This is a genomic window from Paenibacillus sp. sgz302190 (assembly GCF_059820445.1).
Genome location: NZ_JBZYAO010000014.1, coordinates 68,472 through 82,780 on the forward strand (window position 1 = coordinate 68,472; position 14,309 = coordinate 82,780).

Genomic DNA, 14,309 nt, shown 5'->3' on the forward strand with positions numbered 1-14,309 from the left:
GCGGCGGCAAAACTTTAAGGAGGAATGAGACCATGAAGGTATCCTATCAATGGTTATCGGAATATGTAGACGTATCCGGCTATACGGCGGAGGATTTGGCGGAAAAACTGACCCGCAGCGGGATTGAAGTTGATATCGTAGAGGATCGCAACAAAGGTGTGACGAACGTAGTCGTAGGTTATGTAAAATCGCGCGAAAAGCATCCGGACGCAGATAAGCTCAGCGTTTGTATCCTCGACGCGGGGCAAGGCGAAGACTTGCAAATCGTCTGCGGCGCAAAAAACGTAGCCGCAGGGCAAAAAGTGCCCGTAGCTCTCGTAGGGGCCGAACTGCCGGGCGGCTTGCAAATCAAACGCGCCAAGCTGCGCGGCGTGGAGTCGCAAGGCATGATCTGTTCAGCCAAAGAACTGGGGCTGAACGATAAATTGCTGCCTAAAGAAATCCAGGAAGGCATTCTGGTCCTTCCTGAGGATACCGTTGTAGGCAGCTCTATCCTTGAAGTGCTGGCGATCAGCGACAAGGTGCTGGAGCTTGATCTGACCCCGAACCGCTCCGATGCGCTAAGCATGATCGGAGTGGCGCACGAGATCGCTGCGATCCTCGACCGCAGCGTCAAGCTGCCGGATGCGGAGGCCGCGCTGCAAGCTGCGGAAGCAGCTGCAGTTAGAGCCGCGGACCGCATCAGCGTGAACATCACAGCGAAGGAGCAGTGCACCCACTATGCGGCGCGCCTCATCGAGGGCGTCCGCATCGGCACTTCCCCGCTGTGGATGCAAAACCGGTTGATGGCCGCGGGCATCCGCCCCATCAACAACATCGTCGACATCACGAACTTCGTGATGTTAGAGTACGGACAGCCGCTGCATGCATTTGACGCGGATCAGCTGAACAACGGCCACATCGATGTACGGCTTGCCGAGCCGGGCGAGAAGCTGGTCACGCTGGACGATGTGGAGCGCAATCTTGAGCCGCACATGCTGCTTATCACTGACGGCACGAAGCCTGTCGCGCTTGCGGGCGTAATGGGCGGCGCCAACTCCGAAGTGACCGAGAGCACGACGCGGATTTTGCTGGAATCCGCGAGATTCGCGGGCAGCTCCGTCCGCCGCACGTCCCGCCAGCTTGGCTTGCGCTCCGAAGCAAGCCTTCGCTTCGAAAAAGAAGTCAACCCGGAGGCCGTGCTTCCGGCTTTGAACCGCGCTGCGGCCCTGATGGCTCAGTATGCAGCGGGCCAAGTTGCCGACGGCATCGTCGAAGCCGTCGCCGGATCGCACCAGCCGGTCCGTATCGAGCTTGCGGTGGACCGCGTCAACAACTATCTCGGCACCGCGCTGACGCTGGCCGAGATCGAGAAAATCATGGAGCGTCTCAGTTTCACCTTCGTTAAGACGGACGACGGACAGCTGCTCGTTCACGTTCCGAGCCGCCGCGGAGACATTACCCGGGATGTCGATCTGATCGAAGAAGTTGCACGCCTCTTCGGCTACGACAACATCCCGACGACACTCATGAGCGGCGTAACGACTCCCGGCTCATTGACCAAAGAGCAGTCGATCCGCCGCATCGCGCGGAATCTCCTGACACAAAGCGGGCTGCATGAAGTTATTACCTATTCCTTCACGCACCCCGATCAAAATTCGCTGCTTGCAGGCCTCTATCCTGCAGCAAAACCAATTCCTCTCGCCATGCCGATGAGCGAGGAGCGCAGCCAATTGCGCACAAGCCTGCTGCCTCATTTGCTTGAGGTTGTCAGCTACAACCGCAACCGGAGCAACGACGACGTGGCTGTGTTCGAGATGGCCAGAGTTTTTGTCAGCGAAGAGTCCGTCCTGACCGCTTTGCCGCAAGAAAAGCTGCTTCTTTCAATCGCCATGACAGGCAAACGCCGCCAGCCGCATTGGGGGCAAAAATCGGAGTCCGTCGACTTTTTTGATCTAAAAGGGATCTTCGATCGTCTAATTCATTATTTGGGAATTGAAAACCTGGATTACGTTTCTGCAGCTCCTGAGGGCTTCCATCCGGGCCGCACGGCCGAGCTCTACTTGCATGGCGCAGGGGGAAGACAACTTATTGGAAGAGCGGGCCAGCTTCATCCCGCGCTTCAGCAGCAGCGCGATCTTGACGATACCTACGTTCTCGAAGTCGAGATGGGGCCGTTAATGGCCGCGGCAACCCATTCGATTGCCTACAAGCTTCTTCCGCGTTACCCAGCAATCGGCAGAGATATAGCTGTCGTTGTGAACGCAAACGTTCCGGTCGGTCATATGGAAAACACGATCCGCGAAGTGGCAGGCGAACTGCTGGAATCCATCCAGGTGTTTGACATTTATACGGGCGAAAGACTGGGAGCCGACAAAAAGAGCGTAGCGTTCGCATTGATTTATCGCCATGCCGACAGGACATTGCTTGATGAAGAAGTAACGGACCTCCATGCAAAGGTCGTTCAAGCCCTTGAACAGCAATTTGAAGCAGAGCTAAGAAAATAGTGTGACTTATAGCGTTGAGGCAGGAAATCAGGCTGGTCTTATCGAATTGTTGTCGATAGGACCAGCCTTTCATCTAAGGGAGGATATAAAGAGTGAGCGCTGAAGAAAAGACTAAAATAACCGTTGAAATATACGGCAACCAATACAAACTAATGGCAAGTACGAGCACCAACTATATGAAGCGCGTCGCCGAGCACGTGAACGACCAAATGTTTCGTATCGCCAAAGGATACCCGCGCCTGGATTCGCAAAGAATTGCCGTGCTGGCTGCCGTTAACATGGCCGATGAACATCTTCGGATAAACACGGAACTCGAATTGCTTCGCCAAGAACAAGCAAAGCATGAAGAAGCACAGAAAGGGTATGACCAGCTGCTCCAGAATTTCAATGAGCTAAAACTGGAGCACGAAGCCAAACTTCTACTCATCAACGAGCAAAATAACCAGCTTAAGCAGCTTCAAGACCGTCAGGAGGCCGCACAAGAGCAATTGATCCGCCAACACCAGGAAGAAAAAGAAGCCATCATCAAACAAAGCCAGGAAGAAAAAGAAGCCATCATCAAACGAAGCCAAGAAGAAAAAGAAGTCATCATCAAACAAAGCCAAGAAGAAAAAGAAGTCATCATTAAACAAAGCCAAGAAGAAAAAGAGGCAATAGTCCGACAAAACCATGAAGAGAAAGAAGCTATCGTCAAACAAAACGAGGAAGAAAAAGAAACGGCAGTCCGACAGCTGCAGGCGGAAAAAGAATCCGCGGCCCATGAATTCCGCTCCGAGAGAGAAGCCTTGCTGCAAAGACACGGCGCAGAAATGGAATCCATAATCAAGCAATATCAAGCCCAACTGAATGATCTGAATATGCGGCATAAAGAGCATCATGAAGAGGTGGGGCAAATGTATGAGAATGAAAGAAGGCAGCTTATGGAGCAAGTGCAAGCGGAAAGAAAAGAGCTCGCGCAGCGAACTCTGCAGGACGAATCGCTTCAAAGAGAACTGAACAAAGTACGGGTTGAATACCGTGAACTGCGGGAGGAATACACGAAACTGCAGAACGAATACAATGAATGGATCGAACTGGCCGAAACAGATGGTCCCGGCAGGTAATCTCCGTGCACATGAATAACTTGGATTACATCATTTTGGCAGTAGTAGCCCTCGGATTGCTTTTCGGTTACTTCAGAGGATTTATTGCGCAAATCGTATCGCTTTCCGGTTTTTTGCTTGCTTACCTGGTTGCGTTCTTCTTTTATAAAAACGTGGCCCCGATCCTGCGCCTTGCAGTTCCGGTCCCTGCATACGAGAACTATCAACGGTATGAATTTATCGTTAAAGGTCTGAATCTGGATACTTATATCTTCAATGCGCTGGCCTTCGCCATTCTGTTTTTCGGAACTAGGCTTGCAATAAGCATCATAGGCAAAACATTGAACGTTATCGCCAAAACGCCGGGACTTAACCTCATCAATCGCTGGAGCGGAGCTCTACTTGGTTTGGCGGAAGCGCTTCTGATCGTCGTTATTGCCGTCAACGTCTTAACGATAGCCCCGTCAGACGGATTGCAAAAGCTTTTGTCCGGCTCAACTATAGCCCCCTACTTCATTAACGAACTCCCTAGCATTGCCGGAAAACTCCAAGAATTATGGAAGCAAGGAATCTCCGTATAAAAGCTGCCTCTTTCCTACCCGAGGGACAGGGGGCAGCTTATCAACAAAACGCATTTTCTGTGTCATCTACAAAAACAGAGTGTCGGCACCTCTTCACGACCTCACCCCCAAAAGCCGCCGATGCAACGACCAAAACAAAGCATCGGTCCTGCCTGCCTTAAGCAACCCAAGCAAACGCAGCAAATCCAAATCACCAAAACATACTAATCCACACAAAAACCCGAAATCACTTGACGGGCTACACTCCTCTTTCGCTAGCCGAGAGCTTATTTGGAGACACATCTCTTTCGCTAGCCGAGACCTTATTTGGGAACACATCTCTTTAAATTGATGGGACCTAACCCCATCACTTGCCAGAACCTTATTTGAAATACTTCCCTTCACATAAGAGGCGATCCAGTTCCCAATCTGGCCCAAAGATCAGATCTATTCAAGATTACATTGAATGTGGGATTTTCTGGTATCCGGCATGTCAAGCGACTCACTTCCAAAGTATTTGATATTTAAGCACAATGTGTGGTCGACCGACCACCGTCAAGCAGCGCAACACCGCGCGCTGGGAGCTGCACACGTACCCGGAATCGGGCGCAGGGGTATTTTTGGTTTCTCAGCAGCTTTACCTGACCGACAAGAGGCTTTGTAGATATTACAGAATTGTGGTGTATGTGGTGGACCGGCCACCGTCATGCAGAGCAACAACGCGCACTGGGAGCTGCACACGTGCGATTTATCGTCATGGTGGTTTTCGCCTGCTTTAAAAGTGGTTGACCACCGTCAGGTGACGCCAAGCACTGCGCGCGGTGCGGAGTTTTTGCAGATACTACAGAATTTTTTTTAGAACGATGTAGCTCGATGAGATAGGGGACAATTTATTCTTTACATACGAACATATATTCTGTATAATGGAATAAAAGGGAATGTTTGTTCCTGTTTGGGGAGGGCGGAGAATGGACTTTTCGGTGGAATCTTTGGATCGGATGTTTACCAGTGAGGAAGATTGTGTAGAGTACTTAATGAACAAGCGGTGGAGGAATGGATTCTGCTGCCCTCGCTGTGATCATACGGAATTTTTCAGGATTCGTACGAGGAACTTGTTGGAATGCAAAGAATGCAGAACGCAAGTTTCGTTAACCGCAGGCACGGTTATGCATAAATCGAAACTTCCGCTGTTAACATGGTTCAAAGCGATATACTTGCTTATTCGGACTGAACAAACCTATACCGCTTCTGCATTAGCACAACAAATTGATGTGAATTATCGAACTGCAAGGCTTATGTTGAATAAAATTCAATGCGCTTTGCATAAACGATATGATCGAATAGATTCTCCCAAAGCTAATGAATCGGCAGCTTCTAAACGACAAATGACCGCCGCGACTTCCCATAATCAAGCGGAGTTAATTCAAAAGCTTGCTGCTCGACAGCTCGCGGCGAAGTTTCCGTTGAAGGGAGCAGTTAACTTGACCTCATTTATTTTTAAAAGTTCCGGGCTTGTACTCCATAATACGGATGTTTTGCTTTCCAAATGGGTCGATGCCTGTATTTCGGTTTTTCAATATCCGCGATTTTTGCGGTATCATCAAGTCCATTAAATAAGTGAATATCAAAAACAGCCCAATCGCAGTAAAAGCGATAAGGCTGTATGGGAAAAAGAATAATTATTCAACAATAAGGGTTGCTTTCATTTCAGCGTGTCCGGATCCGCACATGATAGAACAGATGATGGGGAATGAGCCGGCTTTATCGGGCGTAAAAGTTAACGTTTTTTTGTTGTTGTCCAAGTTCACTTTGAAGTCTTTGATTTGGATACCATGAGCGCCTTGCGTGTTATCAAGGGTGATTTTTACTGGCTCTCCCTTTTTAACTCGGTACTCGGCTTGATCAAATTTGAAGTTGCTTGCTTTAACTACGACTTCTTGTGCTGTGCCTTGTGCAGAATCTGCTCCATTTGTCGACTCGGCTGTTTTTTGATCTTTGCTGCCGCAAGCCGCAAGTGCGAGGATTAGGCAAACTCCCATTGCGAGAACGAGTAATTTTTTCATCGTGTAAACCCCTCCATAAAACTGGATTAAGTACAAAACCCATTTTACACGACCTTTTGCAAAAAAGCAGTGACAAACTCGTGAAAAGGAAAAGATCGACCCGGCGAATGGATACGCTGCAGGCCGATCTTTTTTGGACTTTAGCATTCGCAATTACCGATTTTCTCTGCCTGCCGCACCTTGTTCGAAAGGGGTTTTGACAGGAATGAACAAGTCGATAATCCCGATGACTAAAGCTGCTAAAATCGCACCTATCATGCTTATGGAAACATTGCTTACGATGAATTGCGCTATCCAGATTACAAGAGCGCTCACCAAAAAGCCAACGATTCCTCTGCCAAAAGGAGTAATTTTTTTGCCGAAGATTCCTTCAATAATCCAAGCGGCAAGGGCAATGACCAGAGCCAGGAAAAAAGCGCTCCAGAAACCGCCGACTCGAAAACCCGGCACCAACCAGCTGACAAACATCAAAACCACAGCGGATACAACGAACCTGACCAAATGACCAAGGAAATGCATCCACATCCCTCCTTCATGTAAATATGAAACGAAGCTGTTGCGAGAAAGGTTTTGCCTAACAGTCATGGTGCCGATTGGGTGCTTGAAGGTTGTACTTCTTTTGGCAACAGGTGCACAGCTTAGTATGCACGAAATCAGAAAAAATATAGGCAGCGGAATTATTTATAACGATTGTCTGCATAGCTAATCATTATCGCTTTGGTTTATAATAAAGGATAGTGAAAAGGGGATGGAGATCAATTGAACAAGAAGATTATTAAAACATTGGAATATGAAAAGATTTTACATAAATTGAGTCATCATGCATCGACTTCTCTCGGCAAGGAGGCTGCCGAACATTTGGAGCCTATCGGAGATTTTGAACTAGTGAAGCTCAGATTGCAAGCGACGGATGAAGCGGTGAACATCGAACGGCTGAAGGGCAATGCGCCGTTTGGCGGAATTCGTGACATTCGCGCGGCTTTGCATCGCGCCAGAATCGGCGGGACGCTCAATCCGGCGGAGCTTCTTGACATTTCCACGACGATGTTCGGAACAAGAAGGCTAAAAAGGTTCGTCATGGCCGTCGACGAGGAGTATTCAGTTCCGATGCTGAAGGAACAGGTTGATTTGCTGTCTGAAAACAAGCCTGTTGAAGACAAAATCAACAGCTGTATCGATGAAAATGCGGCAGTACTCGACAGCGCAAGTCCGGAGCTGGGCCGGATTCGAAGCGAACTTCGCACGGGGGAATCGAGAGTACGGGAAAAACTGGAGCAAATGATCCGCACGCCATCCATTCAAAAAATGCTGCAGGACGTGCTCGTAACGATCCGAAACGACCGGTATGTCATTCCGGTGAAACAGGAGTACCGTTCCAATTTTGGCGGTATGATTCATGACCAATCCGCTTCCGGTGCAACGTTGTTCATTGAACCTGAATCGGTCGTTCAGCTGAATAATAAAATCCGAGAGCTCAAGCTAAAAGAAGAAGCCGAGATTGAGAAAATTTTACGTGCCCTGACAGCTTTGGTGGCGGAAAATGTGGAATTGCTCGTTTCCGACGTGGAGCTGCTTGCGCAGCTTGATTTTATTTTTGCCAAAGCGGGGCTGGCAAGAGAGTTGAAGGCTACGATGCCGAGGCTTAATGACCGCGGGTTTATTAAAATCAAGCGGGGACGGCATCCTTTGATTGCTGCAAATGCGGTTGTCCCCCTTGATTTGGAGCTGGGGAACAACTATCAGACGATCATCGTCACCGGACCGAACACGGGCGGTAAAACGGTGTCCTTAAAAACTGTCGGCTTGCTTAGTCTGATGGCGATGTCCGGGCTTTTTGTGCCGGCTGAGGAAGGCAGCCAGTTATGCGTGTTCGATGCGATTTATGCCGATATCGGCGACGAGCAAAGCATTGAGCAAAATTTAAGTACGTTCTCCAGCCATATGACGAACATTATTAGCATTTTGCGGGATATGACGCCGAAGAGCCTCGTTCTTCTGGATGAACTTGGGGCGGGAACGGATCCTGCCGAAGGTTCTGCACTGGCGATTGCCATTTTAGAATACATCCATCAAATGGGCTGCCGAATCATCGCTACGACTCACTATACGGAGCTGAAAGCTTACGCTTTCCAACGGCAGGGGACTATCAATGCAAGTATGGAATTTGACGTCCAGACGCTGAGTCCGACCTATCGTTTGCTTGTCGGCGTCCCGGGGCGAAGCAACGCTTTTGCTATCGCACAGCGACTGGGTTTGTCGAGCCGGATTATCGAGCATGCGCAGGGTCAGGTGGACGAAGAGGACAAGCGCGTCGAATCGATGATCGCATCGCTTGAGGAAAACCGCCTTACGGCGGAGGCCGAGCGCCAAAGCGCGGAGCAGCTGCGGCGAGAGGCCGACGAGCTGCGCCGGGAGCTGGAGGCGCAGAAGGCGAAGTTCGACGAGCAGCGCGACAAGCTGCTCGAAAAAGCCGAGCGCGAAGCGCGCGAGGCCGTCGCCAAGGCGCGGCGCGAGGCGGACGAAGTCATCGCCGAGCTGCGGCGCATGGCGCAGGAAGAAGCCGGTGCCATCAAGGATCACCGGCTCGTGGAGGCGCGCCGCCGGTTGGACCAGGCGGCGCCGGAGCTGCGCGAGAAGCGCGAAGCTCGCGCGGCAAAGAAGCGGCCTGAGCAGATCGAGGCCGGCGATGAAGTGCGGGTCGTGAACCTTGGCCAGAAGGGTCACGTCGTGGAAATTGCCAGCAGCACGGAAGCGATCGTGCAGCTCGGCATTATGAAAATGAAGGTCAACTTGGCCGACCTTGAAAAAACGGGTTCCCCTGCACCGAAAAAAGCGGTGCAGCAAACCGTCGCGACTGTCAAAAGGTCGCGCGACGATCATGTGCGCACCGAGCTCGATATGCGCGGCCTCAATTTGGAGGAGGCGCTCATCGAGGCCGATCGGTTCCTGGACGAATCGTTCCTTTCCAACCTCGGCCAAGTTTATTTGATACACGGCAAAGGCACAGGCGTGCTTCGTACCGGGATGCAGGATTATTTGCGACGTCATAAACATGTGAAAAACTATCGGATCGGCAACTACAACGAAGGCGGAACGGGCGTCACTGTAGTTGAGTTGAAATAACTCATAAAAAAATAAAAACTTTTTGAAACTCCGCCTTTAGCATTTGCGTATGTAATGAGTGTAAGCACCGGTGACCAAAAGAGAATTTGCAATACCCAATCATAGACGATTTTCAAAACTAGGAGGAATTTACAAATGGGAATTTTTAAAAGACTGCGCGACATGACTATGGCTTCAATCAACGACCTGCTTGACAAAGCGGAAGATCCGGTGAAAATGCTGAACCAATTCCTGCGCGATATGGAAGAAGATATTTTGGAAGCCGAATCCGCAGTTGCCAAGCAAATTGCGATCGAGAAGAAATTCAAGCAGCAGTACGAAGAAGCCGAAGAAATGGTTACCAAACGCACTGAGCAGGCGATGAAAGCTCTGGAGCAAGGCAACGAGGATCTTGCCCGCCGCGCTCTTCAGGATAAGAAAGAGCATCAAGAGCGTTTTGACGAGTTGAAACGTCAATACGATATCGCCAAAACTAACGCGGATCAGCTGCGCAACCAGTTGACTGAAATGAAAGACGAGTTCAGCAAAATGAAAAACAAGAAAGACCTGCTGATCGCTCGCGCCGAGTCTGCAAAAGCACAAAAGCAAATCAATCAGGCGATGTCCGGCTTCGGTACGGATAATGCGGCAAAAGGCTTTGACCGGATGACGGAAAAAGTGCTGCAAATGGAAGCCGAAGCGCAAGCAAGCGGCGAAATTCGCGCGAAAAACCGCAGCCTCGACGATGAGCTCGATCAACTCGGCAAATCGGACGGCGTAGACGATGAATTGGCTGCTCTGAAAGCAAAGATTGCTGAAAAAAAACAATCTTAATGATATAATGTGGAAGCACCTGCGAGAGACTGAGTACTGCTCAGTCTCTTCGACCTTTTGTAAGGAAGGCAGGAGTCGATATGAACGAAGAGGTGGATGTATTGCTCAGTAACCCGTATTTGGGCACTCTGGCGTTTTTCGCCGTGGCCGTCATTGCACTTGTGGTGTTTCTTACTGTGTTTGAACTCGTTACGAAGTATGATGATTGGGCTGAAATCAAGGCGGGCAATTTATCCGTCGCGATGGCGACCGGAGGTAAAATTTTCGGCATTTGCAATCTGTTTCGCTTTTCGATCCTGAACAACGACACGATGATTCACTCATTGATTTGGGCGGGGTACGGGTTTTTGCTGCTGCTTGTCGCGTACTTTATTTTTGAATTTTTAACGCCGTATTTTAAAATTGACGAAGAAATTAAAAAAGATAATCGTGCCGTCGGCTTCCTTTCCTTGACGATTTCCGTATCGATCTCTTACGTGGTCGGAGCATGCGTAACCTAGGGAGGGGCTAAGCAATGAAATACTTATGGGGCAGCTTGTTTGCCCTTGCATTTGTTTTTGTGGCGCTAGGAGTATATTATTTAATGAAATAGGTTTGTGAATGATGTGGAGGATTACGAAATGAGCGCCAATGAAGAAGTCGTGTGCCCCTGGTGTCAGACGGAAATTGTATGGGACCCGGAAATCGGCCCTGAGGACGAATGTCCGCACTGCTTTAACGAACTGAAAGATTACCGCAGCATCCAGCTGACGGTGAAACAGACAGGTCAGCCTTTGCGCTTTGAAGAAGAGCCGGATGAGGGAGAAGAAGATTTCACCGCAGCCTGGGAAGGCTTCGATGAGCCTCTTGACCGTTATGGGGAAGCGGTGCAGAGCGTTACGGATGAGCAGGAAGAAGCGCCTGAATGTTCGGGCTGCCACGAATTTATGCTGCTGGCCGGCAAAGAGACCGTGTCAGGGGAAAGTTTTGATCCCCATATTTCCAAAACGATAGGCAGAGCATTCATACAAGCTCCTTTTTCGTTAGATGTGTACGTATGCCCGTCCTGCTTTAAAGTGGAGAAGCTGCTTTCCGATACCGATCGGATGCTGATGGTGCAAGCCATCAAAGAAAGTAAATAACAAGCCGAATCCGTTATGGATTCGGTTTTTCGTTTCTTTTTGCCGGCTCATATTTTCACTCGATTGGGGAAGCTTAACTAAAGCTAATTCAATCCAGGGGAAAGGTGAGGAACAGCCTTGCAGCACAATGATAGCGGACATCGGATTCATCCCGGATGGAGTCGGGGTCCGGCAAGCGGCAATTACTTTGCAGATCGCGGAAATGCCGAGGTTAACAGAGCCGGAAAGGGCCGGAAGAAAAAAGGGCGGCTAAATGCCCAAGCTGTTTTGTTATTGGCTGTGAATGCGCTGTTCGGGGTTGCCAATGCATTATCCGGCACGTTCGTAGGCGTGTACTTATGGAAAGCCAAAAATGACTACGCGCTCATCGGCTGGTTCACGCTGGTAACGCATTTGACGATGTCGCTGACGTTCTGGGTTGCGGGCAAATGGGTCAAAGAGCATAATAAAATGAATTGTTTGCGCGCAGGAGTGGCTGTTTCCGCCTGTTTTTATATGCTGGTACTGTGGCTCGGGCGTGGCAGCATTCATTACATCGTAGTTTTGGGGATCGTTCAGGGGATTTCATCGGGGCTGTTTTGGCTCGCTTTTAACGTCGTTTACTTTGAAGTGACCAACCCGGACAGCCGGGACCGTTTCAACGGTTGGGCAGGGCTGCTGGGTTCCGGGGCCGGCATTGTTGCGCCGTGGATATCCGGGATGCTGATTGTGTCCATGGGCGACAAGATCGGGTATCGCCTTATTTTTTCAATTTCTCTGGGCATTTTTGTGCTCGGAGTCATTGTCAGCTTTTTTTTGAAAAAAAGAAAAGTTCAGGGAACTTATGAATGGTTTCTTCCCGTTCGCTGCCTCAAACAAGCGGAGACGCCATGGAAGCGTGTCAGTCTGGCGCTTGTCGCCCAAGGCTTCAGGGAGGGCGTATTCGGGTTTATGATCGGTCTGCTCGTGTATATTTCGACTTCCAGCGAAGCGAGTCTGGGCAATTTTGTGCTGATCAATTCCGCGGTTTCGCTGATCAGTTTTTGGGTGGCCGGGCGCTATATTAAGCCGCGTTTCAGAAAGTGGGCAATGCTTGCGGGAGCGGCGATGATCGTGGCCGTCATATTGCCCTTTTTTTGGAAGATGAGCTTTGCCACGCTGTTGATTTTTGGGGTTGGCGTTTCGCTTTTTCTTCCGCTGTACACCATTCCGATGGTTTCCGAAGTATTTGATTTGATCGGTTCCGAGGACAGCAGCGCGAGACAGCGGGAAGAGTATGTCGTATTGAGAGAGCTATCCCTCAATGCCGGGCGGGTGCTGGGCGTTCTTCTGTTCATTGCGGTCGTATCCTGGAGCAGAGCCCCAATGGTGCTGAATGTGCTGCTGTTGATTATTGGGAGTTCCCCGTTGGTCAGCTGGTTTTTTATGCGCAGGCAGCTTTCGCTAAATAAAGCTTGACTTCCGCGGTAATCCCGATAAAAATGGTTGGTAAAGGTTTATTGGGTTGGGGGAAGGGAGGCCGAACTTTGGCGCATCGTAAAATGGTAAACAACATTACAGAACTGATCGGCGATACGCCTGTCGTGCGCATCCGGCGGCTTGTCGATGGCGATGACGCGGAGCTGTACGTGAAGCTCGAATATTTCAATCCGAGCGGAAGCGTGAAAGACCGTGCAGCCTACAACCTGATCGCGCAAGCGGAGAAGGACGGGCGGCTGTTGCCCGGCGCTACGATCATTGAGCCGACGAGCGGCAATACGGGCATCGGCCTGGCCATGAACGCGGCGGCCAAAGGGTACAAAGCCATTCTCGTCATGCCGGACAACATGACCAAAGAGCGCATCAATCTGCTCAAGGCTTACGGAGCAGAGGTCGTTCTGACGCCCGCGGCGCAGCGGATGCCGGGCGCGATCAGCAAGGCCATCGAGCTGAGCGAGCGGATGCCCGGCAGTTTTATCCCGCAGCAGTTTGAGAATCCGGCGAATCCGAATATTCACCGGACGACGACGGCTGTGGAAATTTTGCAGCAGATGGACGGTCGGCTGGACGCTTTTGTAGCTACCTCAGGAACAGGCGGAACGATAACCGGAACCGGGGAAGTGCTGAGGGAGAAACTGCCGGGGATCGGGATTTATGTCGTCGAGCCGAAAGGTTCGCCGGTGTTGTCGGGAGGCAGTCCGGGCCCGCATAAGCTCGTTGGGACAAGTCCCGGCTTTGTGCCCAAAAACTTGAATACCGGCGTTTACGACGAGATTATTCAAGTTTCCGACGAGGACGCGATTCAGACGGCTAAAGATTTGGCCGCCAAGGAAGGCATTTTGGTGGGACCTTCTGCCGGCGCTTCGGTGTGGACTGGATTGCAAATCGCCCGCAAGCTGGGCGCCGGCAAGAGAGTGTTGTGCATCGCGCCGGACACGGGCGAGCGATATTTGAGCATGGACATTTATTGAAAAAAAATGGTTCCTTGGGCTGCGTGCGTACGGCTGCTTTCAGGGAATCATTTTTTTTGAAGGTGTTGAATATTTATACATCATAGTGTATAATTATATAGAGAAGAGAAAGTTGTTCGGAAGGTGGAGTTAACAGTGAAAATCGCTTATGTCAATGAATTACCCGGGCAGGAACAGCTTGCGGCATTCATACAAGCATATACAAAAGAATGCATGATGCTCGGGGAAGCTCCGGCGGACAAGGTGAGCGTCAACGGCTCCGCCTGTGTGATATCTGTTTATGATAACCAAGACCTGATCGGAATCGGCTGCTTGCATGACAGCCTTGAAGTCCATGTGCTGCCTACTTACCGTCACCGGGAGGTCGAAGGGAATATAAATAAGCTGCTGAAGGCGGAAAGCAAATATTGCTACAGCGTCTAGAGCTTATAGAGAGCCATGAGGGATTAGTGTCCCTCGTGGTTCTTTTTGTGTTGTTCGTCCGGCCGCATAAAGGTAGCGGAACGAGCGCTTGAGGTGGCACCGGCGGCAGTTTTATGAATCGGCTGGGCTTGGTAACCGGAAAAACCTGCGAAAGTGCAGGCTTTTTCTATGAAAGCGGTTCGTTTTGGCGAAAAGCCTGCGAAAGTGCA

General features: G+C 50.3%; 13 protein-coding genes. 11 read left to right on the top strand and 2 right to left on the bottom strand.

The window, feature by feature from the left end; genetic code table 11:
• The first annotated feature begins 32 nt into the window (after positions 1-32).
• The 4 genes from pheT to AC6RNO_RS17150 all read left to right on the top strand — a co-directional run bounded on the left by pheT (position 33) and on the right by AC6RNO_RS17150 (position 5,741).
• Complete coding sequence (gene pheT / locus AC6RNO_RS17135; RefSeq protein WP_497106155.1) at positions 33-2,486, top strand: phenylalanine--tRNA ligase subunit beta; 2,454 nt, start codon at positions 33-35, stop codon at positions 2,484-2,486.
• Positions 2,487-2,578: 92 nt separating this feature from the next.
• Positions 2,579-3,589 (top strand): cell division protein ZapA, encoded by a 1,011-nt coding sequence (locus tag AC6RNO_RS17140; protein WP_497106156.1) that lies wholly within the window; start codon positions 2,579-2,581, stop codon positions 3,587-3,589.
• Between the two features lie 11 nt (positions 3,590-3,600).
• Positions 3,601-4,149 carry a CvpA family protein gene (locus AC6RNO_RS17145; RefSeq protein ID WP_488437873.1) on the top strand — a complete coding sequence of 183 codons (549 nt, stop codon included), beginning with the start codon at positions 3,601-3,603 and terminating at the stop codon, positions 4,147-4,149.
• Positions 4,150-5,096: 947 nt separating this feature from the next.
• Positions 5,097-5,741: a transposase gene (locus tag AC6RNO_RS17150; RefSeq protein WP_497106157.1), complete on the top strand. Its 645-nt coding sequence runs from the start codon at positions 5,097-5,099 to the stop codon at positions 5,739-5,741.
• A 66-nt stretch (positions 5,742-5,807) separates the two neighbouring features.
• On the opposite strand, the gene AC6RNO_RS17155 is transcribed toward AC6RNO_RS17150, so the two are convergent.
• On the bottom strand, positions 5,808-6,191 hold the full coding sequence (locus tag AC6RNO_RS17155) for a cupredoxin domain-containing protein (protein WP_497106158.1): 384 nt from the start codon (positions 6,189-6,191) through the stop codon (positions 5,808-5,810).
• 153 nt (positions 6,192-6,344) lie between these two features.
• On the bottom strand, positions 6,345-6,710 hold the full coding sequence (locus tag AC6RNO_RS17160; RefSeq protein WP_474685114.1) for a phage holin family protein: 366 nt from the start codon (positions 6,708-6,710) through the stop codon (positions 6,345-6,347).
• Between the two features lie 240 nt (positions 6,711-6,950).
• Here AC6RNO_RS17160 and AC6RNO_RS17165 point away from each other — a divergent pair, with 240 nt between their 5' ends.
• From AC6RNO_RS17165 to AC6RNO_RS17195, 7 genes are all read left to right on the top strand, one after another.
• Positions 6,951-9,314, top strand: coding sequence for an endonuclease MutS2 (locus tag AC6RNO_RS17165; protein WP_497106159.1), 2,364 nt, complete (start codon positions 6,951-6,953; stop codon positions 9,312-9,314).
• Between the two features lie 135 nt (positions 9,315-9,449).
• Positions 9,450-10,127, top strand: coding sequence for a PspA/IM30 family protein (locus AC6RNO_RS17170; protein ID WP_474685112.1), 678 nt, complete (start codon positions 9,450-9,452; stop codon positions 10,125-10,127).
• Between the two features lie 80 nt (positions 10,128-10,207).
• Complete coding sequence (locus AC6RNO_RS17175; protein WP_474685111.1) at positions 10,208-10,627, top strand: DUF350 domain-containing protein; 420 nt, start codon at positions 10,208-10,210, stop codon at positions 10,625-10,627.
• 120 nt (positions 10,628-10,747) lie between these two features.
• Positions 10,748-11,248 carry a hypothetical protein gene (locus AC6RNO_RS17180; protein WP_474685110.1) on the top strand — a complete coding sequence of 167 codons (501 nt, stop codon included), beginning with the start codon at positions 10,748-10,750 and terminating at the stop codon, positions 11,246-11,248.
• Between the two features lie 117 nt (positions 11,249-11,365).
• Positions 11,366-12,685 (top strand): MFS transporter, encoded by a 1,320-nt coding sequence (locus AC6RNO_RS17185; RefSeq protein ID WP_497106160.1) that lies wholly within the window; start codon positions 11,366-11,368, stop codon positions 12,683-12,685.
• 23 nt (positions 12,686-12,708) lie between these two features.
• Positions 12,709-13,677, top strand: coding sequence for a cysteine synthase A (gene cysK, locus AC6RNO_RS17190; RefSeq protein WP_488437878.1), 969 nt, complete (start codon positions 12,709-12,711; stop codon positions 13,675-13,677).
• A 135-nt stretch (positions 13,678-13,812) separates the two neighbouring features.
• Complete coding sequence (locus AC6RNO_RS17195) at positions 13,813-14,100, top strand: hypothetical protein (RefSeq protein WP_474685107.1); 288 nt, start codon at positions 13,813-13,815, stop codon at positions 14,098-14,100.
• Positions 14,101-14,309: the final 209 nt, after the last annotated feature.